Source organism: Nonomuraea sp. B208 (assembly GCF_057536035.1).
The window spans coordinates 840,350-861,933 of sequence record NZ_BAAJOU010000027.1 but is presented as its reverse complement, the minus strand read 5'-3'; the positions used below and the strand labels follow the sequence as shown (position 1 = coordinate 861,933).

Sequence of the window (21,584 nt, the reverse complement as noted above, 5' to 3'; positions counted from 1 at the left end):
TTCTTCGCTAGGTGCAGGGGGGACCGGCGCCGCCGGGCAACGCCATCAGGGCCTGCGCCTGGGCCCTGAGCGTGAACATGGTGCGGGTGGCGTCCTTGAGCCGCCTCGGGTCGCCGTTGAATGCCTGCTCCAGCAGGTTCAGCAGGGTGCTGTAGGTGGTGTCGAACAGATCCTGCGCCGCCCGTAAGGCACTGCCCTGCGCGGCGGGCCGCGGGTTGGGTGTCATCGGGAGCACACCGTCCGGATCGACGTCGAGCCGCCGCGACCCAGCGAGAGAAGAGCCACCTGTCCCACCAACTCACCCCGGATGGCGCAACGATGGCCGGTCGAGCGAGTGGACTCCAACGACCGCCGCTGTCCCGGCGTGCGGCTCACCGACAAGGGCTACGCGGCGATCAACGAGACCGTTGCCGAGCCAGGCCGACCACGGTGTGCATCGTCTTCTCATGGATGACCCGGTCAGCGAGATGCAACCCCGGTGGCCTCGGCGTTCGCGCCGGACTCATCGCAGGTCCGGTGCGCGAACGACGGCGGCCGGGCCGAGAACCGCGTACTCAAGGTCTGTGGTCAGATGCCCGGTCCAGAGCAGGTGATAGAGCACCGGTAGCGTCATCGGCTGGTCACCAACCTGCTGAGCGCCGCGCAACAGCGGGGTCGGGGCGCCGAATACGTCGAGCAGTTCGTGAGCGAGCTCTTCCCGATAGCAGCGCCGGTGGCGATAGCCCGCCAGCCGGCGAAGGCTCGATCGCAGCACCGGGTCCGGGCCGCCCGTCCGGTGAAATTTCCAGCCCACCCCCTCGCAGGCGCGCTCCATCGCCGCGCGTGCCTCGGTCGCCGCTGGATCGACTCGGTTGTCAGAACGCACGTCCACGACCAGGCCTTGGCCGTCGGGCCAAGTAGTCCCGTGCATGTGTCGTCGCACGCGATCGCCGACGGCCCAGGAGAGCCAGACCCACGACTCGTAGCCAACGTGATCACTAGTCGTGGCCGACCACAGGCGGCCACGCCAACCAGGTGAGACGGAACGGCGAATCCCGCCAGGTGGATGAGACGTACGCCAGGTCTCGCGAGACAGGACAACCGCCATGAAGTGGATCTTGGTGACAGTTATCTCTGGTGGGTGACAACCATCTCTGTCTGGAAGCACAGAAGATGGCAGTGAGAGATGCTTCTGACCTGGGAACTGTCATTTCGACGGATATCGAAGTACTAGCGTTTGTGTCATCGAAGTTGGCAGTACGGAGCCGAAGGTCAACTGTGAACGTACTCGCGTGGGCGCCATCAGGAGCACGCTTGACGTCAGCGCAGTGCCGTCGCGAAGACAAGGCGGTTGGCACTGGTGTAGGCGTGTTCGCGTTCGGACCATGCGATGCGGGAGGTGATCTGTTCGGGACTGGCCAGATGGTGGCTGGAGCCGGTCAGGCGTTCTGTCCACCAGCGGGCGTTGCGGGATTGGCGGTCGAGGATCGCATCAAGGATGGCAGCACGGCGCGCGGCGGTGAGTTCGTAGGCGTCGGCGAGCACTCGCACCTGTGCGGCTTGTGCGGTGGCCGGCGGTGCGGTGGTCTTGGAGGAGATGCACCACGTCCAGGCCATGTATCCGATGTCCTCGAGCGGATCGCCCGGGGCGGCGGTGTCGAAATCGATGAAGGCGAATGGCAGCCCGGCGCGGAACACCGTGTTGTTGGGTCCGGGGTCGTGATGGCAGATGACGGGGTGCTCCCCAGTGAGCCCGCTCTTGCGGGTGGCGTCGTGCAGCGAGCGAAGAAGCGCTCCAGCTGAAGCGACTTGAGCATCGCTCCAGCGCTGGAACCTGGCCGGCACCCAGCCGGGCAGGTAGGTGAAAGTGTCGCGATCGGCTTCGTCTCGTCCGAGGTAGCGGGGCGCTCCCGGGAACTGGCATTGCTCAAGATGGGTGAGCAGGCGGGCGACGAAGGGGGAGGAGGCCGTGGCGGGCCGCCGAACGGTATTAGCGACCCGGACGACACCTGAGGTGATGCGTCCTCCGGTCAGGGGAATTTCAGCGGGGGTCGGTCGCATCAGTGAAAGGTCTCCTGTTCGAACGCCCGTAGCCGCCCGGACACTTGCGGTGGTCTGCCGCGCTCGTACATCCAGCCCCAGCGCCTCGACCATCGTCCACGGCGGACATCCGTTCCGCAGGGCCATCCGATCCACCCACGACGCGAGCGACTCGCCGGACGCCGGTGCCACCACCAACACCAGCCGTCGGGGCCAGACCGCCGCCACCCCTCGGGCCGAACCTCCTGCCGTACACGCCGCTACTGCCAACTTCGATGACGTGCTTTCATGTCCGCTTCCAGGTGCCGTGACGGACTGTCGTCTTCAAGGCCGCCGGAGACCGGGAGTCACAACCGTCCACCAGCAGCATCATGATCATAAACGTCAATACACTATTGACATGCCGAAACGCGCAGAGCCTGTTGTCACTAAAACCGCAGGTCAGAGGGCCATCCAGGACATTGTAGAGCGACGCCGCAAGGCACACGATCCCGATGTGGAGACACTGCTGCGCGACGATCCGGCCGACCATCCCCTCACCGTGATCCGCTACGTCCTGACCCGCCGGCGGGTCCCGGACTGGGTGCTCGTCGGTGACGTGATCGACGGTCTGTGGGTGCTGGCCTACGTCCGGCGCTACTGCCCGCACCTGCCGGACGAAGCCGACCGCCTGGAACATGAACTTCTCGAACTGGGCTGTGCCAAGCAGATCGCCATGATCCGGATGGCGCCCCCGCTCAACGTACGCAGCAGGCAGGCCGTGGAGCACCGCATCCTTCGCCATCGGGCCGCCAAGCTAGGACTGGCCCGCAACGAACGAGCGGAACGAGCACACCGGCGCTCCCCCACCTCTTCCCCCACGAGCACGGGCACGGCGGAGGCGGCGTGGTACGACCGGCATGCGCTGCCGTTGTGGGAGGCGGCAGGAGAGCTGGTGGACTATCGCGCGCGGTTCGACCATCTGCTGGACGACGAGCTGGTGGAGAACCTGATCGGCCTGCGTCGTGCGGTCAGAGAGATGCAGTGGCCGCTGACGCCTGACCGGTATCCGACGCTGCGCGAGATCGGCTGGTGGCTGGAGGAGATTCTCGACGCGCTGCGGGAGGAGCGCTATGCCGCCTTTCGGGAGCAACTGTCGGATCTCCTTCCCCGGCTCACCCTGCTCGCCGAGCAGCAGCACGAGGCCCGTTTCGGCGGCTGACCTCGTACTCGGTCGGTCCTCGAACGGGTCGTCCCGCCGGATCCTGCTGAAGAGCACGAGCGAGCAGACGGCGGCGTTCGCCCTTACATGGGCAGGAGGCGCATCAGGGCATTGCGCGGGCCCGTCAGGCGATCGGCCCCGGCCAGGCGGGTCATCCACCGGGACGCGGTGACGATTCGCTGGGTCGCCGGACGCCGCTTGGCGTCGTACGTGCGCAACGCCCGCTCGACGTCGCCGGGGTGGTCGCGCAGGCAGGCGGCGAGCTCGGTCGCGTCGAGCAGTGCCTGGCAGGCGCCCTGCCCCAGGGCGGGGGTCATCGCGTGGGCCGCGTCGCCGATCAGCGCGACGTTGCCGGTGACATAGGAGGCCAGCGGCGGCGCCAGGTCGTGGACCTCGTGCCGCAGCACGGTGCCCTCGTCGGCCGCGGCCAGCACGCGGGGGATGGGGTCGTGCCAGCCGGCGAAGCGGGCCCGCAGGTCGTCGAGCGTTTCGCGGGTGCCTGCCGGAGTACGTACGGGGGCGTACCAGTTGGTGACGCCCGGCGCCTGCGGGGTCATGCCGAACATCTGCCCGCGTCCCCACGTCTCTCCGTAGTCCTGCGGCTCGAAGCTCTCGATGACGCCGCGCCAGGCGACGATGCCCGCGTAGCGGGGTCGCGTGGTGGGATCGAAGAACGCCTGGCGTACCGCGCTGCGGACCCCGTCGGCGCCGATCACCAGGTCGTACTCCGCTCGCAGCCCGGCGGGATCGGTGATCTCCACGCCGGTGCTGATGGTCTCCTGGTCCACCTCCTCCAGCAGCAGCTCGATCAGCGAGACCCGCGACAGCATGCGGACGGGCGCCCCGCCGCGCCGTTCGATGCGCCCCAGCGGCAGGTCAGCGAGACGTCTGCCGCCGGGGGTGCGGATCTGCGCCCGCCGGTAGGGGACGGTGCGCTCGCGCAGTCGTTCGCCCAGTTTCAGTGTGGCCAGGGCGGCTTGGGCGTCGGGGCGCAGGCCCAGCGCGGTGCCCTCGGCGACGACCCGTGGCCACCGCTCGAAGACGGAAACCTTCCAGCCGATGGCGCGCAGCGCGATCGCGGCGGTAAGCCCGCCGACACCGGCGCCCACGATGACGGCATTTCTCATTCGAATCACCACACCTGTGGTACCACGGATGTGGTGGTCCTGTCGAGTGGAAACATAGAGGCTCATGGCGGAGAACAGTGACCGGCGCGATCGGTTGCGCGACGCGGCGATCGAGGTGCTGGCTGCCGAGGGCGGCCGGGGGCTCACGCACCGGGCGACGGACCGGGCCGCCGGGCTGCCGGAAGGCACGGCGAAGAACTACTTCCCGACCCGCGTCAGCCTCCTGCAGGCCGCGGCGGAGCAGTGCGTGGATCGCTACTTCGGCGACCTCCAGCAGGCCGAGGTCCACACCGTCGACCAGCTGCTCGCGCTGCTGCGCCGGTTGATGGACAAGGCGCTGACGGACAACAGGTCACGTGTCCTGGCCTACCTCGAACTGAACGCGGAGGCCGCCAGGAACACTCAGGTGCGCCAGACCATGGCCCGGCTCGCCCGCGCCGACCTCGATCTGCACCTGGCCCTCCAGCAGTCCGCCGGCCTCCCGGCCACCCGGGACGGCGCCGCCCTGGTCACTCTGGCCATCAACGGTGCGCTGGCCCACCTGCTCTCCCAGCCGCCCGACGTGCTGGCCTCCTACGGTCTCGACGACCTTGACGCCTTTCTGCACCGGCTCATCACCGCGACCTACCCCGGCCGGACGGCCTGATCGGCGAGCCGGCAGCACCCGTTACCGCGCCATCTCTGCGTTCCCGCGTGCTTGCAGGGCTTCTTCGTAATTGCCGCACGTCGCCAGCCAGCGTCTTCGTGATATTGCGCATGGCCTGCATGGGATGGGAAAGTAATTCGAGAGAAGGCTCCCGGACGCGCTTTGCAGTGCGAGCCGGAAGACCTTCTCAAGGGCTCACCGCCAGCCGTGAATTCTGCATGTCGGTGTGCCATCGCGGCGCGCACCCCCACCGACGCGACCGCATCACCGCAGGTCGCCTCGACTAATAGGTGTGCAGACAGGTCTGTCGAGAGGGACATAGACCGGCTTGCGAATAGCTGCATCGAAAGCATCTGAGATAGTGATGTCGAATGTCATGGAAATATTCACATCGACAGTAGAAGAGACAGGACGAGGACAAGGCAGACAGAAATGACAGGAGACAGTGTTGCAACAAGTCTTGCCAGATGTTCTACAGAAAGCCCTACCACGTCATAGGTCAATCGGTGATGCAAGCACCATGCAGACAACTGAGCAGACCGATGATCAGAGTGGGGGTGGCAGCAGATAGAGAAGCCGTAGGCGATCAGGGCAGAAGGTCAAGCCATGGCGAGGTCGGGGGACGCACATCTCAACGGCTTCCACGGGTGAGCGAGCCTTCATCGACGTGACTGCCGGATGGACCCATCAGGTCACCAAGCGAGAGACGAGTGGAGGGTTCAGCGCGAGGAGAGGTCTGTCGGGGGATCGCCCGGGGGGACGGGAGAACGAGCGCGGCGACACGCCGTAGCTGAAGATGACGCTCAAGGCATTCATCTGTTAAGAAAGGGACGGAAGTTCCATCAGCTTCGTCAAGTTACCGGGAGCTTGCGCCTCTGCAGGAACAAGGGACCTTCCGTCCAGTCCTAGGCATGCACAGGAGAGTAGATCCATGAGCTTCCCCCTCTCTGCCACTCAGGCCCGTGGGATGACCACGCAGGAGATCATCGAACAGATCCGCCCCAAGCTGCGGCGGGTCCTCATCGTGTTGAACAACAAGGGGGGTGCCGGGAAGACCACCACCACGGCCAACATCTCGGCCCAGCTGGCAGCCGCGCTCCACCAAGCGGGGTCGTCCAAGCGGGTCCTCGCTCTGGACCTCGACCCTCAGGGCAACCTGGGGCTGGATCTGGGCTACCAGGGCAGGCCCGGGGACGACGAGGGGCAGAGCGTCATCAACGTGGTGGAGGGCACCGGTCCGTTGCACATCGTGCGCGACGTACGGCCTCAGCTCGACGTCGTGCCGGGCGGCAAGGTGCTCAAGCGGACGACCGCCTCGATCATCGGCACCAGGTCCATCGACCCCCGCAGGGAGATCCTGCTGAGTCTGGCCCAGGCTTTGGCGGAGGTGGCGGACGACTACGAGTGGATCCTCATCGACTGCCCGCCCAACATCGCCGACCTGCAGCACCTGGCTGCCGTCGCCGCCGAGTACGTGCTCATCCCCGTCTGTTTCGACCAAGGCGCCATCCAGGGCCTTGAGGGAGTCAGCGAGGTCTTCGACGTCGCATCCCCTCTCAACCCGGCGCTGACGCCGCTCGGCGTGCTGCTGTTCGGCTTCGACCGCCAGCATCTGCGCAAGGTCAAGGACGACGACGGGGAGGTGGTGGGCGTGAAGGAGATCGGGTTCCTGGCCAAGAAGCGGCGCGAGATCGAAGGCGTGCTCGGCGACTCGGGGATCCCGATCTTCCAGACCGTCATCACGCGGGCCGTCAACGTCGCGGACCAGTGCCGCAAGCACGGCCGGGTGTTCGCCGAACTGGCGGACCTGACCGCGGGCGCGGACTGGAAGAAGCACGCCAGGCAGCACCAGCTGTCTCTCAGCTCGGAGTCGGCCGAGACCTCCGCCATCGAGATGGAAGAGGCCACCATGGAGATCATCGCTCGGGCGCTGGAGCTGGAAGCGGAGGCGTACGCATGACGAGCGAGTTCTTCGACGACAAGCCGCCGCAGCCGCGCCTCAGCGGGATGACCCGGGCGCGCGGCAAGCGGGGGCAGAGCGGCTTGGCGACGCTGGTCGGCAAGCCGGCCGAGGGGGAGAAGAAACAGCCGGCTCCGGAGGCTACAGCGGCCGCCGCAACCACGGCAGCCCCTGCCGCTGCACCCGCCCCGGCAGGGGCTGGTGCGGCGGCCGGTGCGGCGGCCGCCGCACCGGCCGCCACGCCGGTTCCTGCGCCGACCACGCCGACTACGCGGACCACGCCGGCCACGGCGGCGGCCTCTGCGCCCGCGCCGCCTGCTCCTGCTCCTGCTCCTCAAGCAGAGCCGGCACCCGAGCCGGTCGCAGCCGAGCCTGCAGCGGCAGCACCGGTCGCAGCAGAGCCCGCCAAGGTCGAGGCTCCGGCAGCACCGGTCGCTCCCGCGCCCGTGGCACAAGAGGCGGACGGCTCCTCCGCCGGGCTCGCCATCGAGACGCCCACGCCGCGGACGCCTTCCAAGCCCGTCAGCGTGGTCGTCGCACCCGCGGACGCGGGCGGCCTGCCGGAGCCGTCGGGATCGCCCGACAGCGCCGCAGGCTCGCCCCCCAGGGCCCCTGAGGAGGCCGTACGAGCCCGCACGGCGGAGGACGCGACATCACCGTCGCCGTCGCGTCCTCCCACGCCGCACGCGACCAAGCCGCGCCGTCAGACCGCCCGTCCCGCACAGGCGGCCGCCCGCCGCGCGCCCGCTCCGGTCGCTGAGCCCTCACCGACCAGTGCGTACCAGACGCCTGAGCAAGTCAGCATCTACGTGACGCCCAAGGTCAAAGAGCGGGCGCGCGAGATGAGCCGTGCCGAGGGCATCGAGTACGCCCAGCTGGCGATGGACGCCATCGACCACTACCTGACCGAAGGCGTACTCGGGTTCCTGGTGCAGGCACGTCTGGAAGTCAGTCGGCCCAACGGCTCGCGATTCCCGCCTCGAAGGAACCTGCGGTCACGATCGAAGGCGGGCGTCCGCAGGGTGCTGTGGCCGGTGCAGTTCCGCCCGGCAGAACTCGACATCCTGACCGAGCTCGTCGAGGAGACCGGCGCCGAGCACCTGTCCACGCTGGTCTCCGTCGCGGTGGAGGCGTACCTGCTGGACGACGAGGAGGAGGGCTCGCTCACCGGGACGTCCGGCGTCAGGGCTCTTCCCGCCACCTGAGACGCCCGGCGCCCTGTCGGTCATGTCGGACTCGACCGCCGCGGCGCCGGACTCCTCATTCCAGGTGCTCAGAGCGGTGCATCCAGAGCTGGCCAGCGCGGGCTTCTACATATCTCCCGGCGGGTTCGTGGCCCGTACGGACAACGGCGTCGGCCCCCTGTTCGACTCGTACGACAACGGCGACGTCGAGGGGCCGCCTGTCGGCCACCCGACCACGTTCCGGGGGTGCGGCGGCCAGCGCGGGCTGTCTGCGCGAGCAGGCCGGGGGCGAGCTCGACGGCGAGCGCCGCGGTGCCGTTGACGGTGCCCTTTCTCTCGGTGAACTCGCTGCCGGGGGACACCTGCACCCTGCGGTCCCTGGTTTTCACCGTGCGCTCGCCCAGGTAGTGGTAGGTCGTCCGGTCGAAGATCAGCTCGGATCGTGTGCTGTCGCCCTCGTCCATTGCCACGCCCAGGCCGGGGTGGCCGGTCGCGTCCACGGCGTCGTCGATGAGCACGATGCCGTCCAGCCCGGCAGCGACCTGATAGAGCGCGGCGCCCAGGCTGGGCCGTACGACGGAGTCGCGGACGAGGCTCTGGAGTGAGCGCCAGATGCGCAGTGGCTGCTCGCCCGTGTCGGCCACGATCTTTGCGCATACCTGGGCGGAGTCCGTCGCCCAGCCGGCATAGGCCGGTTGGCCTGGGCAGGCGCCCAGTTAGGACACGATGTCCTCGGCGCTGCGGTCCCAGTACCTACGGCGCGCCGGTCCCGTGGCCGGCGGGTTCCGGCTGCGGCTCAGCCAGGGCTTGTCCAGGTCGGCGGCCTCCCAGCGCTCCTCGCTGACCGGCACCTTGGTGTGGAGCGTCCGGCCTGACTCGTCCTTGGTGTAGAGGCTGCGCTGGGCCAGCGTCTTGGTGCGCACGTACTGGTGGCGGGCCGGAACCGGGTCCGGCTGTTGGGCGGCGGCCGACGCAGCCCGGATGAGCAGTGTCCTGGCGTCGGCTGGAGGGGCGGCGATCAGGTATGCAGGGGTACGCGGGTCGGAGCCCCCGGACTCACCTGGGCGACGACGATGCCGCCGGTGAGCGTCACCGCTACGGCGCCGGATCGGCAGCGTGGCGGGCCAGCTGCGGCGGGCGCGGGCCGGCTGCGCCGTCCGTGCCTCACGGGTCAGGCGGAGGAGGTGGTCACGTCCCTCCGCCGCCGCCTCCGGCGTGGGCTCCGCGAACGCGGCTCCGATCAGCTTCAACTCGTCCATCGCCGCTCCCCGACCGGGTTGACGTCGCCCAGGGCCTTATGCAGCTTCTTGCGCGTCCTGTTGATCCGGGACCCGACGGTCTCCACCGGTATGTCCGGGGCCGTCGCGATCTCCTCGTAGCCGCGGGCGCCGGGTGGTGCAGTCATGGCGCTCTCCTCTAAGGCGACTGTCACCCAGTGTTCGCCGCTCGGTGGCCGGCCAGGGCAGGGCAGGGCAGAGCACCGCACCCGCCGCCCAAAATTTTGCGCAACTCGCATCTTTGCGTGGCTCGCAAGTTTGTGTAGGGTGCTCGTATGGGGCTCAGGGAGCGCAAGAAGGAAGAAACCCGGCTCGCGCTCAGCTGGGCGGCGATCAAGCTGACCGTCGAGCGTGGCTTCGACAACGTCAAGGTGGAGGACATCGCCGCCGAGGCGGGCGTCTCGCACCGCACGTTCAACAACTACTTCTCCAGCAAGGGCGAGGCCATCGCGGCCAGGCACTTCGACCGGGCGGTGCAGATCGCCGACGAGCTGAGGTCCAGGCCGGAGAGCGAGCCCTTGTGGGAGGCCGTCACCAACGCGGTGTTCGCCCGGTTCGCGCTCGGCATGCAGGAGCGCGGGTGGCCGGCCGACGAGCACTGGATCACCGGTGTCAAGCTGATGACCCAGCACCCTGAGCACCGGGGCGAATTCCTCAAGGCACACGCGGCCGCGCAGGACGCGCTGGCCGCGGCGGTCGCCGAGCGCACCGGCACCGACCTCGATCGGGATCTGTATCCGCACCTGGTCGCCGGGGCGGTCGGCGCCGCCGTGCTCGCGACCATTCACCTGTGGCTCCACGGCGAAGCACCGGCACCGTTCCCGGAGCTGCTGCGCGACGCCCTCGGTCAGGTCGCCGCCGGACTGCCGACGCCCTGACCTTCCCCATCTCTCTCTGCCGGCCTGCCGCCGGCCGATCCGTCATGCCCGGAAGGACCACCATGATCGTCGATGTCGTCATAGCCGGAGCCGGGCCCAACGGGCTGATGCTGGCCTGCGAGCTCAGCCTGGCCGGAGTCCGCCCCCTGGTCCTGGAGCGCCTGCCTGAGCGCAGCCAGGACAACCGCGCCAACGGTCTGGTCGGGCAGGTGGTGCGGATGCTGGACCGGCGCGGCCTGTACGAGCGGCTCGCCGGTGTCCAGGACCCGCCGCGGCCCGCTCCCGGGTTCGTCTTCGGCGCGCTGCCCATCGACCTGAGCGTGCTGGACGACAACCCCCTCTACCTCCTCCCGGTCCCGCAGCTCAGGATCGAGCAGATGCTGGAGGAACGGGCCGGCGAGCTCGGCGTCGAGATCCGGCGCGGCCACGAACTCACCGGATTCGCCCAGGACGCCGATGGCGTGACCCTCAAGGTGACCGGCCCGGCCGGGCCGTACACGGTCGAAGCGCGTTTTCTGGTCGGGGCCGACGGCGGCCACAGCATCGTGCGCAAGCTGGCTGGCATCGCCTTCCCCGGCGTGACGACCGACACCACGATCTCGCGCACCGCCCACGCCACCGTTCCGGCCGAGTTCATCGACCCGGCCACCGGCGGCCTCGACGTCCCCGGGTACGGGCCCATCCCGCCGTTGCTGCACCACCGGACCGAACGCGGGTTGTTCGTGTACGCGCCCCTGCCGAGCTCCACCGCACCGTTGATCTCCACCATGGAGTGGAACGGACAGGACGCCGAAGGGCCGCTCACGCTGGAGGAGCTGCAGGCCAGCGCCCGGCGCGTGCTCGGCGCGGACATCGTCTTCGGCCCGCCCGACGGCCCGGGGCCGCACCTGATGCGCAAGCTCAACGGCGGCAACACCCGCCTGGCCGAGCGTTTCCGTGACAGCCGGGTGCTGCTGGTCGGCGACGCCGCTCACGTGCACGCGGCGATCGGCGGGCCCGGGCTCAACCTCGGCCTCCAGGACGCGGTCAACCTCGGCTGGAAACTCGCGGCCGAGGTGCGCGGCACGGCCCCCGCCGGGCTCCTCGACACCTACGAGTCCGAACGGCGCCCGGCCGCCGAGCGGGTGGTGATGTCCTCGCGCGCCCAGTCCGCGCTGATCGCCCCGGGCAGCGAGGTCACCGGCCTGCGCGCCCTGTTCACCGAGTTGCTCGGCGACCCGCGCAACGTCCGCCGGATCGCCGACCTGATGTCGGGCGCCGACATCCGCTACGACGTGGGCAGCGACCATCCGCTGGCCGGCCGGTGGGCTCCAGACCTGGACCTCGAGGGCGGGGGCCGGCTCGCCGAGCTGACCAGGGACGGCCGCCCGCACCTGATCGACTTCACCGGGGGCGACTGGGGACACCCCGCGACCGCGGGGCTGCCCGGGCCCGCCGTGCCGTGCACGGCCCTGCTGCTGCGGCCCGACGGATACGTGGCGTGGGCCACCGATGTCCCGCAGCCCGACGCGGAGTCCCGTGCGTCGCTCAGGACGGCGATCCGACGCTGGCTGGGCTGATCGGTCACGGGGGAGCGGATACCGGCCCGGCCCCGCCGAGCCGTCCCTGACAGCACCCGAGCGACTGAAGGGACCGGGCCCGGCGAAAAGGCGTACGGACCGCTCATGCAGGCCGAGCGATCGAAGCGACTCAAGCGACTGAAGACCGGCATGCGGCGCTGCTCGGCGCACGATCCGGGGAGGGGGACGGGGCCGCGTTTCCGGTCGCTGTCATGACCGGGCGGCCCACCGCGGCGCAGAGACTGAGCGTCAGTCGCTTGGGTGCTGGAGCGACCCAAGCGACCCGGCCGGCCCTCGGTCTCTTCAGTCGCTCCCTCTCCGGGCCGGGGCTCAAACAATCCCAAAAGCCGCGGGGCGCGTGGGGCGGCCGGGGACCGAGGGACTGACAGTGCTTCGGTAGCTGGTCCTGAGTCGCTGACAAAGCCGCAGGTCAGGGGGTTGTGCGAGGATGGGCAGCGACCAAAGCGACTCCTCCTCCGGTATATGTCGTCGTAGTACGCATCGTCGTGCTGGCGTCATAAGTGCTCAGTAGAGTCGCTTCAGTCGCTACTCCAGACGGCCCGTCGCCGACGCGCCTCGCCTCACGGGGCCATCGCGAAGCCGCGTCGCATTTCTTCCGCCACGCCCACGCCATCCCCCACAGCCGCCCCAAGGTCCGCTAATCTGTCGTGCCATGTTCAAGGCTCGGTCGCTTCAGTCGCTCAGCCTCCCTCACGGGCGGCGACAGGCAAGCAGGCCGAACCGGCGACCTACCCTCTGCCCGGACCACGAGAAGGGATGACGTGACTCTGCACGCCCCTCTCGACGACGTCACCCCCAGCCCTCCCCAGCTCTCCCGGCCGATCGACATCGCCCGCTGGTGCGCCGCCCAGGGCTGGCCCGTCCACCCCCTCGCCGCCGGCCGGAAGACCCCGGCGCGCAACTGCCCCGCCTGCCAGGCCGCCGGGCACGACCCGGCCGGATGCCCGTGCCTGCGGCAAGGCCGGTGGTGCCACGGGTTCCACGCCGCCACCGTCGACTCGGAGCTGATCGACAGCTGGTGGGGCGCCCACCCGGCGTTCGGTGTCGGTGTCGCCTGCGGTCCCGCCCGGCTCGTCGTCATCGACGTCGACGCCCACCCCACGCCCGTGCCCGACCGCGACCGCCTGCTGCCCGGCATCCCCATCGACCCCCGGGTCGACCTGGCGGGCCTCGCGACCGGCTTCGACACGCTGGCGCTGCTGGCGGCCCTGCGCCGAGCCCCAGACCCCGCGGCCGACGCCTCGACCCTGCGGGTCCGTACGCCCTCCGGCGGCCTGCACATCTGGTACCGCGCCGAGCCCGGCCAGACGTTCCTCTGCTCCACGGGCTCCAGCTCCTCCCGGGCCCTGGCCTGGCAGGTCGACGTACGCGCCCACGGCGGCTACATCATCGCGCCAGGGATGCGCACCCAGGACGGCGTCTACACGGCGGTGGGGGAGTGCCGCGTGCCCGCGCCCCTGCCGCACTGGCTCGCCCAGGAACTCTCCCGTACGGGGCACGTCCCCGTCCCCGCCGCCAGGCCGCCCCAGCAGGGCCGCCCGATCCCGCCCCGCGCCCGTCAGGCCGTCGTCGGCGCCGGTGGCCGGAACACCTCGGCCGAACGCCTGCTGCACCGCCTGCTGGCCGACATCGAGGCGTGCGCGTCCGTCCCGCACGGCGCGGGCTTCACCGGCAAGCTCAACCGAGCGGCGTACACCGCCGGCGGCCTCGTCGCCGGCGGATATCTGTCCGCGCACGACGCCCAGACGATGCTGGCGGCGGCCGCCCACCACGCGCGTCCTGGACAGGAGGGCCGCTCCGACAAGATCATCAGCAGCGGTTTGACCCGAGGCTCCACCCGGCCGCTCTACCTCCAGGAACGCTCATGACGCCCGGCACCCCGTCCGGGGGCTTCAACGCGGAAGCCGCCGCCCAGCAGATGCTCGAACTGGCCGAGATCCCGCCCGCCGCTGCTCCGCCGCCGGCCGCGCCGCCTGCCCAGGCCCCCGCGACCAGCGACGGGCTGCTGCCTGAGTCGCTGAGCGACCGGGGCAACGCCAAGCTGTTCGTGCACCTGTACGGGCGCGACTTCAAGCACGTGCCCGGCCTCGGCTGGTACCGCTGGGCGGAGTACCGCTGGATCCCCGACGAGAGCGACGCCGTGCTCTGGGCGGCGGGGGAGATGGCCGACCAGCTCGCCGTGTTCGACCGTTTCCACCGGCACACCGCCAGCGACCTGCGTCGGCACAAGAAGCGGGCGCTGTCGACCGCCGGCATCCACGCCATGCTCGTGCAGGCGAAGGCGGCTCCCGGCATGGCGCTCAACGCCGCCGCGCTGGACGCCGACCCCTACGCCCTGTGCACCCCGGCCGGGGTGGTCGACCTGCGTACCGGACTGATCACCGCCCCCGACCCCGAGCGGCACCTGCACTCGCGCTCCACCACCCTGGCCCCCGAGCCCGGCCCCATCCCGCGCTGGGAGCGGTTCCTCTCCGACACCTTCGGCGACGACGCCGAGGGCAAGGAGACCGTCGACTTCCTGCACCTGCTGCTCGGCTACTCCATCTCCGGGGACGTCGGCGCGCAGGTCCTGCCGTTCCTGTTCGGCGCCGGCAAGAACGGCAAGTCCGTGCTGCTGGAGGTCATGCTGCAACTGCTCGGCGACTACGCCGACGCGGCCCCGCCCGGGTTCCTCATGGCCAAGTCGTTCGACGGCCACCCGACCGACCTGGCCGAGCTGCACGGCCGCCGGGTCATCGTCTGCTCCGAGCTCAAGCCCGGTGATCGTTTCGACGAGGCCCGGGTGAAGCTGCTGACCGGCGGCGACAAGATCAAGGCGCGCCGGATGCGTCAGGACTTCTTCAGTTTCGACCCGACTCACCACCTGTGGTTGCTGGGCAACCATCGCCCCGAGGTGAGCACGGGCGGGTTCGCGTTCTGGCGGCGGCTGCGCCTGATCCCCTTCGAACGGGTGGTGTCCGAAGAACATAAGATTGACAACCTCGCACGCATCCTGGTGGATGAGGAGGGACCGGGAATCTTGTCCTGGTTGGTCGACGGAGCCCGCCGCTACCTGGCGGGCGAGAAAGACTTGTCAGGGCCGCAACGGGTACGTCTAGCGACAGATGCCTACGAAGCGACGGAGGATGTAGTGGGGCGGTTCATCGGAGACGCCTGCATACTCGAACCGGGCCTGCGTGCAGAACAGACGAGTCTGTACGCGGCCTACACCCGCTGGTGCAGCTCAGAGGGCGCCACCCCTGTCTCGGCCCGCAACTTCGCCGCACGCATTCGCGACACACTGAGAATGACGTCGCCAAAGGATATGATCCTGTCCAACTCGCGCAAGTTCTATCCGGGTATCGGCCTCAGCTCCGAGTTCCACGGTGAGGAGGCCCGGCGATGAGCCTGATCAACGAATCGAGTTTGTGCCACGAGGTCGAGCTGGTGTGGCTTGAGGACACCGAGGGTCTCGACTACGTCCGCCAGAGCCTGGACAGGCTGCCCACGCGTCGCGGCAAGCCCGCCTATCACCGCGACGGCCGCATGGTGGGCTACGCCGTGCTCGGGCGGACGGCCAAGGCCGCTCCCGCGTCCGGCACCTTCCACCGCCGGGTCTTCTGGCTGGCCCCCCACGACCGCGACACGCTCCCGGACGGCGAATACAGCACCGGAGCCCCGCTGGAGTCGGTCGACCCCCGGACGCTGGCCCCCGGCAAGCCCGGCCACAAGACCGAACGCTCCGAGGGCGGGCCTCCCTCGCCCGCCATGGTCGCCTTGGGGATCACCCTTCCGAAGGCCTGATCAGCCGCGAGCCGCCCTCCAACGGGTGGCTCGGGCGACTGTCACGCGCACCCGGCCCGCGTGCCGGGTGCTCAGTGAGGGTCCTTGACGGGCGCGCACGGCTTCACGGTGGTGCCCGCCGGTGCCAGCGACGTGGCGAGCAGCCAGGGTATGTACGAGCTCCGGTTGTCACGGAACTCCACCACGAGCGTCTCGCCCGGCTCGATGTACTGCGGGGCGATCCGAATCGTCCGGATGGACTTCACCTGGACGACCTTGGAGAAGCGCGACCTCTCCACGAGTGAACGAAGCTCGCTCGCGTCCGCGGCCGGCGCCCCGCCGTAGGTCTGGTCCACGCTGACGAACCGAGGGGCCGTGCACCGCATGGCCGGCGCCAGGAAGGTCACGTCGGCCTTGACGCCCGCCTCCGCGAGCTTGGCCTCCAGCCCGGAGGGATCGCGCAGCTCGTTGACGGTGACCATGACCGTGCCGTCCGGGCTTTCGGCCACCGCGTAGGCGGAGGTCCCGGTGCCGCTGATCAAGGGTGTGACGACGAGTCCCGCCGCGACACCGGCCGCGACCAGCAGCCGTGGGCCGGTGACGGCCCGTCGCCGGGGCCGCGTTCGGCGGAGCAGCCGCTGCCGCGCTCCGGCCAGTTCCTCCGGGGAGGCCGGGGGGACGGCCTGCCACATGGCCTTCAGCTCGTCCAGCTCGTCCATGGTCAATCTCCTTGTCGGCTCAGGGCTTGACGGATCCGGAGACGGGCCCGGTTGAGACGCGAGGCGACCGTCCCCGGCGGGATGGCCAGCGCGTCGGCCACCTCCTGGTAGCTCAGTTCGGCCCAGGCGACGAGCAGCAGCACGTCGCGGTCGGCCGGGCTGAGCTCCATCAGGGCGAGCGCCAGCGGCCGGTTGACGGCCAGGGTGTTGACCCCGTCCTCGACCTGGAAGCCGGAGCGCTCCGCCGGGTGCACGCCGCTGCGGACGTAGGCGCGGTAGAGGCTCATCTCGGCACGACGCCGGCGGCCGATCAGGTTGGAGGCGATGCCGTACAGCCACGGCCGGGCATCGGAGCGACGGCGGTCATAGCCGCCGCGCTGCTGGAAGGCGGCCAGAAAGGTGTCGGCCACGACGTCCTCGGCCTCGCTGGGCCCGAGCCGCCTGGTCACGTAGCGATGCAGGAGCGGAGCGTGCCGGTCGAACAGCGTGGCGAAGATCTCGGGCTCGTTCAGCGATCTCTCGATGAGGATCGCGTCGTCGACCTCGACAGCTTCGCGAGGGATTGTCATGCATGCCGACCTTTCCTGGCTTATGCGGCGGTCACCAGCTATTGCCGCGCCAGGCCCAGATTCTTCACGGTGACGACGATCACGGCCGTAAGGAAGGGCGTCACGCCAGGAAGCGCGAGCGTTCAGAGCGCCTCGTCGAGGGCGGCGAGCACGGCGTCGTCCAGCATCTCGGCGTGCCCGCCGACGAGATACCGCTCCACGATCTCGAACACCACCGTCTCACTCCGGACGACCTTCTCCACGAGATCGTCCGGCCCCGTCCTGGCGGGCGCGTCGCTGCGCAGGTAGGTGAGGTCGGCGAAGTACGGCACCACCCAGGGCAGCGAGTTGCGCGTGAACGAGTCGCCGATCAGCAGCGTCCGGGGCGTGTGAAGCGGCGCCTGGTCCGACTGGTTGACGACACGGAACGACACGGGCAGTTCGCGATCGTCCCGCCGGACCTGCCGCACGCCGTCGCGGACCAGCCGCCACCGGTCGATGCTCTCCTCGACGGGTATCCCCAGCAGCCCGCCCAGGTCGCCGTTCCGCGGCGCCTGCCCGGTCTTCACCAGCCGGGTGTCGCGGGACAGGCCGGGCTGGAGCGCGCCTGCCAGTTCCAGGCCGTACAGGCCGGCGGAGTGCTCGGTCCAGTGGCTGTCGGTCCGCCAGTACGCCGGCGTGCCGGACTCGCGCTGCGCCCGCTCCAGCCGGTCCCGGAGATCGACGAAGCCGGGCAGGCCGGCGGCCCGGAGCGCGGTCCAGAACTCCTGCTTGCGCTCGCGGAGGCAGGCCTGACCGGGGAAGCGGTCCGGCAACCGGTCCGGGCTGACCGTGGTCTTGTCGGGAGCCACGGTGAACAGGAAGCGCCTTCCCGATCTCCGTACGATCTCGGCCAGGCGGCGTACCCGCTCCAGGGTCTCGGCGATCGACCAGCGCGGCCGGCACGCCTCGGTCACGTCGTCACCGAAGTAGAGCCAGCCGTCCCGCCCCTCGATCACCCGGGGATAGCCGGGGGCGCCCCCCGTGTGGTACGACGGCGCCTCGTCGAACAGCAGCTCCGACAGGGTGGCGTTGGCGCGGACGGCGTACTGCCGCAACGGCAGGTGAGCCGACGCCCAGGCCTCCACGTCCGGTATGACGCTCCAGCCGCGCGACAGGGCCGGGAGCTCCGGCAGCCTGCGGTTCTCGATCTCCACCGCCCGCGCGCCCGACGCGAAGGCGAGCGCGGGCCCGCAGAAGAACAGCGCGGCCGCGAGCGTCGTCATCGCCCGTCGCGCCGATCCGGTCCGTACGAGGGTCATCGGTGTCCTCATCAGAACTGGTAGTACAGGAACGGGCTGAACGTGCCGGCGGCGACCAGCATCGCCGCGTAAGGGGCGGCCACCCACGTCACCGCGGCGCGCGCCACCCGCACCACCGGCCCGCGGCCCGTCTCGATGAGCGGGCCGAGCGCCCGCGAGGCCGGCAGCGCCACCACGGCCAGCGCCAGCGCGAAGACGGCCGTCCGCTGGCCGTTGGCGGCCCAGGCGACGAACTCGTCGAGCTCGCCCGGCCGCCAGGTGAACATCGCCCGCAGCATGCTCCACGCCTCGCTCATGCTCTTCGCGCGGAAGAACACCCATCCGACGACGACCAGCAGGAGGGTCGCGGCGCGGCGCAGCGCCAGGGCCCAGACGGTGCCCGGCGGACGGTCCCAGCCGAGCAGCCGTTCGGCCACCAGCAGGGCGCCGTGGTAGAGGCCCCACACCAGGAAGGTCCAGTCGGCGCCGTGCCAGAAGCCGCAGAGCACGAAGATGATCAGCAGGTTGCGGTAGGTCCTCGGCGCGCCGCCCCGGTTGCCGCCGAGCGGGATGTAGACGTAGTCACGGAACCAGCGCGACAGCGACATGTGCCAGCGCCGCCAGAAGTCGGTGACGGAATACGCCGAGTACGGCCGGTCGAAGTTCTCCGGCAGCCGGAACCCGAACATCAGGCCCAGACCGACGGCCATGTCGGAGTAGCCGGAGAAGTCGAAGTAGATCTGCAGGGCGAAGGCCGCCGCCCCCAGCCACGCCGTCGGCGTGTTGACCGGCCTGCCGGCCTGCGCGAACGCGGCGTCCGCGACGGCGGCGAGCGAGTCGGCGACGATCACCTTCTTGGCCAGGCCCAGGGCGAAGCGGGGAAAGCCGGCGGCCAGGTCGCCGAGGCGGTCCCTGCGGGTGTCGCCCAGTTGCTCGGCGATCTCGTGGTAGCGGACGATCGGTCCCGCTACGAGCTGCGGAAACATCGCGATGTAGGTGATGAACCGGACGGGGCTTCGCTGGGCCGGCGTGCTGCCGCGGTAGACGTCCACCACGTACGACAGGTGGTGGAAGGTGAAGAACGAGATCCCGATCGGCAGCGCCAGGGTCACGATCGGGCTGTGGCCCAGACCCAGCGCGTCCGTCAGGGCGTCGAGCTGCTCAGTGGCGAAACCGGCGTACTTCCACACCGCGAGCATCGCGACATTCCACCCGACGGCCGCCAGGAGCACCTTGCGGCGGGCCCGGGGCCGATCCCGCAGCCGCGCCGAGTCCAGCGCCAGGCCGGCCCCGTAGTTGACGACGATGGCCGACAGCAGCAGCAGGGTGTGCGGCCCGGCGCCCCAGGCGTAGAAGACCAGGCTGGCCGCCGCGACGACCGCGTTGCGGCAGCGGCGCGGCAGCGCCCAGAGGGCCAGCAGTGTGGCCGGCATGAAGAACCACAGGAACAACGGGGAGGCGAACGACATCGCGGTCCAGACGATCTCCGGCTCTTGCCCGGACGCCCGTCAACCCCTCGCCCGCCGTCCCGGGGGCGCGGGGCGGCTGTTCCTGGACAGTGGGGCGAAGATCTCGGACTCGTTCATGCGGGCCTTCCTGGCGTAGGGGTTCACCCGTCATTGCCGCGCCAGGCGGAAATCCTTCATGGGGACGCGTTCAGACCTCGTCCAGGTCCGTGCAGTAGGTGATCGTCGCATCGTCCGCCGCCACCGCGCGGCGCGCTTCCGCCTGCCGGACACGACGGATGATCTCGGCGGGTCCGCTCGACGCCAGCATGGCCATGACCTGTGGCCAGTCGGCGAGCTGGAACCGGTCCACGATGCGGCTGGCTCCGTTGCTGAGCAGAGCGGCGCCGATCAGCCCGGAGATCGGGCGGCTTCCGGTGATCGCCTCGTCCGCCGCCCGCGGGTCGTCCTTGGCCAGCCAGAAGCCGCCCGGCTGGTTGCGGTGGGAGCGCAGGTCCCGCAGGAGCCGGTGGTACTCGTCACCGCCCTTGGCGGCGGCCTCGATCGCGGGCTGGTACGACCGGCTGATGATCACCTCACGGGGGTCGGACACGACGAACGGATCATCATCCGCTCGGTCGAGCACGAGGACCGAGTCACCGAGCACCAGGTACTCGAGGAGGCCGTCGGACAGGCGCAGGACGGCTACGGTCGCCGACGGGCTGATGGGGTCCGCCACGTCGCAGGTGTCACGGTGACCGTCGGTCACCTGCTCGATGGCCTCGGCGAGCAGCGCCGGAAGGCCGCGGTCCTGCACGAGTGACAGAAGGCCGAGGAGGCTGCTTCCCAGGCGACTGGCGTACCAGGCCACGCCGTGCCGGCAGATCGATTCGGCGCCGGGGATGCCGGCGCCGTCGATGAGCACCGCTGCCGTCGGTCCGGCGCAGGTGAAGTCCTCATTCGCGCGGTCAGTCCGCTTTGGAACGCTCGCCATCGTCACCCGCACGTCCTGCCGCCTCCGGCCTGGCGGCGACGTCCCGCGCGGTGAGCTTCGGACACAGAGTCGGAGCGACGGACGGAGCCGGCACGCAGGCACCCTGAGTCGCTGGCGTTCGCGCTGCTCAGGACGCCCGGTCGAGTCGGCGAGCGACTGAAGCGACCGGGGGGAGGGGATTCATGGCCTGTACTTCGTTCCGCGTCGATCTGTGTCACAGAGCGCAACCTTCAGTCGCTTCGGTCGCTGGAGTGTTCCGGAAAGGCCCCTGAGCAGCAGCAGCGCGCAGTGACCGACGAGCGTCTCAGCCGAGCGAACCTCTCCCTCCCCGACGGCAGCGACCGAGGGCAGCGCGTATACCTGCCCTCCTCGACTCACCCTCCGTAGCTCTTGGCCGAATCGGCGCGGCCGGTCGCTCGAGTCGCTCTCACGACGCACCGAGCTGTCAACGGCTGCCCGACAGAACGTTGCGGGCGATCTCGTCCCGTTCGGCGGCCTGCGCCTCGGCCGCCGACTGCTCGGCCAGCACGCGGGCGTCGTAGGCGGTGCGCGCGGCGGCGATCTCGTTCTGGTGGGTCTCCGTCCAGGTGACCAGCGCGCGGATGGTGGCGTGCAACGTCGTGCCCAGCGCGGTCAGCTCGTAGTCGACACGCGGCGGGACGGTCGGGTGCACGGTCCTGCTCACCAGCCCGTCGCGCTCCAAGTGCCGCAGCGTGCGGGTGAGCATGCGCTGGCTGACGCCGTCGATCCTGCGGCGCAGCTCGGAGAAGCGCAGGGAGCGCTGGTCGAGCAGGGCGATGACCAACAGCGACCATTTGTCCGCGACGCGGTCGAGAATCTGCCGGACCTCGCAGTCCTCGCGCGTGTCCCACTGGAGAACGTCGTAGTCGCCGTCGGTATCACCGCAGTAACCGAGGGACTTAGAAGTGCCATCTTCCATGACATCTGATGATGCTCGACGATT

23 protein-coding genes are annotated in these 21,584 nt (G+C 69.9%); 10 read left to right on the top strand and 13 right to left on the bottom strand.

What is annotated here, in order from left to right; genetic code table 11:
- Positions 1 to 7: 7 nt before the first annotated feature.
- The 3 genes from AC27IY_RS35745 to AC27IY_RS35735 form a co-directional block, all read right to left on the bottom strand.
- On the bottom strand, positions 8 to 226 hold the full coding sequence (locus AC27IY_RS35745) for a hypothetical protein (RefSeq protein WP_487180703.1): 219 nt from the start codon (positions 224 to 226) through the stop codon (positions 8 to 10).
- Between the two features lie 276 nt (positions 227 to 502).
- Complete coding sequence (locus tag AC27IY_RS35740; RefSeq protein ID WP_487180702.1) at positions 503 to 1,087, bottom strand: TnsA-like heteromeric transposase endonuclease subunit; 585 nt, start codon at positions 1,085 to 1,087, stop codon at positions 503 to 505.
- Between the two features lie 212 nt (positions 1,088 to 1,299).
- On the bottom strand, positions 1,300 to 2,040 hold the full coding sequence (locus AC27IY_RS35735; RefSeq protein ID WP_487180701.1) for an aminoglycoside phosphotransferase family protein: 741 nt from the start codon (positions 2,038 to 2,040) through the stop codon (positions 1,300 to 1,302).
- Positions 2,041 to 2,419: 379 nt separating this feature from the next.
- On the opposite strand from AC27IY_RS35735, the gene AC27IY_RS35730 reads away from it, so the two are divergent.
- Positions 2,420 to 3,220, top strand: coding sequence for a hypothetical protein (locus tag AC27IY_RS35730; RefSeq protein WP_487180699.1), 801 nt, complete (start codon positions 2,420 to 2,422; stop codon positions 3,218 to 3,220).
- A gap of 83 nt (positions 3,221 to 3,303) precedes the next feature.
- Here AC27IY_RS35730 and AC27IY_RS35725 read toward each other — a convergent pair whose 3' ends face one another.
- Positions 3,304 to 4,347, bottom strand: coding sequence for an FAD-dependent monooxygenase (locus AC27IY_RS35725; RefSeq protein WP_487180698.1), 1,044 nt, complete (start codon positions 4,345 to 4,347; stop codon positions 3,304 to 3,306).
- Between the two features lie 64 nt (positions 4,348 to 4,411).
- On the opposite strand from AC27IY_RS35725, the gene AC27IY_RS35720 reads away from it, so the two are divergent.
- The 3 genes from AC27IY_RS35720 (at position 4,412) to AC27IY_RS35710 (ending at position 8,158) form a co-directional block, all read left to right on the top strand.
- On the top strand, positions 4,412 to 4,993 hold the full coding sequence (locus tag AC27IY_RS35720) for a TetR/AcrR family transcriptional regulator (protein ID WP_487180697.1): 582 nt from the start codon (positions 4,412 to 4,414) through the stop codon (positions 4,991 to 4,993).
- 967 nt (positions 4,994 to 5,960) lie between these two features.
- Entirely contained in the window at positions 5,961 to 6,953 is a 993-nt protein-coding gene (locus AC27IY_RS35715) for a ParA family protein (protein ID WP_344207720.1), read from the top strand.
- Positions 6,954 to 7,399: 446 nt separating this feature from the next.
- Positions 7,400 to 8,158, top strand: coding sequence for a hypothetical protein (locus AC27IY_RS35710; protein WP_487180696.1), 759 nt, complete (start codon positions 7,400 to 7,402; stop codon positions 8,156 to 8,158).
- A gap of 68 nt (positions 8,159 to 8,226) precedes the next feature.
- On the opposite strand, the gene AC27IY_RS35705 is transcribed toward AC27IY_RS35710, so the two are convergent.
- The 3 genes from AC27IY_RS35705 to AC27IY_RS35695 all read right to left on the bottom strand — a co-directional run bounded on the left by AC27IY_RS35705 (position 8,227) and on the right by AC27IY_RS35695 (position 9,542).
- Positions 8,227 to 8,781 carry a hypothetical protein gene (locus tag AC27IY_RS35705; RefSeq protein ID WP_487180694.1) on the bottom strand — a complete coding sequence of 185 codons (555 nt, stop codon included), beginning with the start codon at positions 8,779 to 8,781 and terminating at the stop codon, positions 8,227 to 8,229.
- Positions 8,782 to 8,853: 72 nt separating this feature from the next.
- Complete coding sequence (locus AC27IY_RS35700; protein ID WP_487180693.1) at positions 8,854 to 9,396, bottom strand: hypothetical protein; 543 nt, start codon at positions 9,394 to 9,396, stop codon at positions 8,854 to 8,856.
- Positions 9,384 to 9,542: a hypothetical protein gene (locus AC27IY_RS35695; RefSeq protein ID WP_487180692.1), complete on the bottom strand. Its 159-nt coding sequence runs from the start codon at positions 9,540 to 9,542 to the stop codon at positions 9,384 to 9,386. The genes AC27IY_RS35700 and AC27IY_RS35695 overlap by 13 nt, the downstream gene beginning before the upstream one ends.
- Positions 9,543 to 9,689: 147 nt before the next feature.
- Between AC27IY_RS35695 and AC27IY_RS35690 the strand changes: the two genes are divergently transcribed.
- The 5 genes from AC27IY_RS35690 (at position 9,690) to AC27IY_RS35670 (ending at position 15,655) form a co-directional block, all read left to right on the top strand.
- Entirely contained in the window at positions 9,690 to 10,292 is a 603-nt protein-coding gene (locus tag AC27IY_RS35690) for a TetR/AcrR family transcriptional regulator (protein ID WP_487180691.1), read from the top strand.
- A gap of 62 nt (positions 10,293 to 10,354) precedes the next feature.
- Positions 10,355 to 11,851, top strand: coding sequence for an FAD-dependent monooxygenase (locus AC27IY_RS35685; protein WP_487180690.1), 1,497 nt, complete (start codon positions 10,355 to 10,357; stop codon positions 11,849 to 11,851).
- A 782-nt stretch (positions 11,852 to 12,633) separates the two neighbouring features.
- Positions 12,634 to 13,740, top strand: a complete 1,107-nt coding sequence (locus AC27IY_RS35680) for a bifunctional DNA primase/polymerase (RefSeq protein ID WP_487180689.1) — start codon at positions 12,634 to 12,636, stop codon at positions 13,738 to 13,740.
- A complete protein-coding gene (locus AC27IY_RS35675; RefSeq protein ID WP_344207714.1) occupies positions 13,737 to 15,257 on the top strand; it encodes a DNA primase family protein in 1,521 nt (506 codons plus the stop codon). The genes AC27IY_RS35680 and AC27IY_RS35675 overlap by 4 nt, the downstream gene beginning before the upstream one ends.
- Positions 15,254 to 15,655, top strand: a complete 402-nt coding sequence (locus tag AC27IY_RS35670; RefSeq protein ID WP_091088912.1) for a DUF6009 family protein — start codon at positions 15,254 to 15,256, stop codon at positions 15,653 to 15,655. Before AC27IY_RS35675 ends, AC27IY_RS35670 begins: the two co-directional genes overlap by 4 nt.
- Before the next feature lie 71 nt (positions 15,656 to 15,726).
- On the opposite strand, the gene AC27IY_RS35665 is transcribed toward AC27IY_RS35670, so the two are convergent.
- The 4 genes from AC27IY_RS35665 to AC27IY_RS35650 form a co-directional block, all read right to left on the bottom strand.
- Positions 15,727 to 16,353, bottom strand: a complete 627-nt coding sequence (locus tag AC27IY_RS35665; RefSeq protein ID WP_487180688.1) for a hypothetical protein — start codon at positions 16,351 to 16,353, stop codon at positions 15,727 to 15,729.
- Positions 16,354 to 16,355: 2 nt separating this feature from the next.
- Positions 16,356 to 16,922 (bottom strand): RNA polymerase sigma factor, encoded by a 567-nt coding sequence (locus AC27IY_RS35660; protein ID WP_423449734.1) that lies wholly within the window; start codon positions 16,920 to 16,922, stop codon positions 16,356 to 16,358.
- 122 nt (positions 16,923 to 17,044) lie between these two features.
- Positions 17,045 to 18,202 (bottom strand): alginate O-acetyltransferase AlgX-related protein, encoded by a 1,158-nt coding sequence (locus AC27IY_RS35655; RefSeq protein WP_487180687.1) that lies wholly within the window; start codon positions 18,200 to 18,202, stop codon positions 17,045 to 17,047.
- 11 nt (positions 18,203 to 18,213) lie between these two features.
- Complete coding sequence (locus AC27IY_RS35650; protein WP_487180686.1) at positions 18,214 to 19,614, bottom strand: MBOAT family O-acyltransferase; 1,401 nt, start codon at positions 19,612 to 19,614, stop codon at positions 18,214 to 18,216.
- Here AC27IY_RS35650 and AC27IY_RS35645 point away from each other — a divergent pair.
- Entirely contained in the window at positions 19,613 to 19,786 is a 174-nt protein-coding gene (locus AC27IY_RS35645) for a hypothetical protein (RefSeq protein ID WP_487180685.1), read from the top strand. The genes AC27IY_RS35650 and AC27IY_RS35645 overlap by 2 nt on opposite strands.
- A 51-nt stretch (positions 19,787 to 19,837) precedes the next feature.
- On the opposite strand, the gene AC27IY_RS35640 is transcribed toward AC27IY_RS35645, so the two are convergent.
- Together AC27IY_RS35640 and AC27IY_RS35635 are read right to left on the bottom strand one after the other, a co-directional pair.
- Positions 19,838 to 20,632 (bottom strand): integrase, encoded by a 795-nt coding sequence (locus AC27IY_RS35640; protein ID WP_487180684.1) that lies wholly within the window; start codon positions 20,630 to 20,632, stop codon positions 19,838 to 19,840.
- A gap of 433 nt (positions 20,633 to 21,065) precedes the next feature.
- Complete coding sequence (locus AC27IY_RS35635; protein ID WP_344207707.1) at positions 21,066 to 21,560, bottom strand: winged helix-turn-helix transcriptional regulator; 495 nt, start codon at positions 21,558 to 21,560, stop codon at positions 21,066 to 21,068.
- Between the last annotated feature and the right edge of the window lie 24 nt (positions 21,561 to 21,584).